Annotated in this window: 1 pseudogene; it reads left to right on the top strand. The window is 66.5% G+C overall.

From position 1 onward, the window contains the following. Positions 1-254: pseudogene (locus HX846_RS39140) on the top strand (magnesium chelatase); the annotation flags it as partial. Between the last annotated feature and the right edge of the window lie 68 nt (positions 255-322).

Below are 322 nucleotides of genomic sequence, written 5' to 3' on the forward strand. Positions count from 1 at the left end.
TGCGTGGCGCACGTGCCCATGCGGCCTGGCGGGGCGCGACGGCTATCAGCGAAGAAGATATCGAAGCGGTCGCGGAATTTGCCCTGCGCCATCGTCGTCAGGAGCAATCCCCGCCTGCAACGCCGCCCGCTGGCGGTCAATCACCCAAGCCCAATGATGCACCTGAAGACCAGGGCCAGTGGGGCAACATGCCCGCACCCGCCTTGCCGATAGGTGCTCGCCGTGATGTGCCCACCTGGCCAAAAAAGCCCTAGGCATTCGCCCCAAACCTGACGCGGGGGCGGATGCACGGCCCAAGGCGGGTCGACTGAACAAGGGCCGG

The organism is Pseudomonas sp. K5002 (genome assembly GCF_013386655.1).
Lineage (GTDB): Bacteria > Pseudomonadota > Gammaproteobacteria > Pseudomonadales > Pseudomonadaceae > Aquipseudomonas.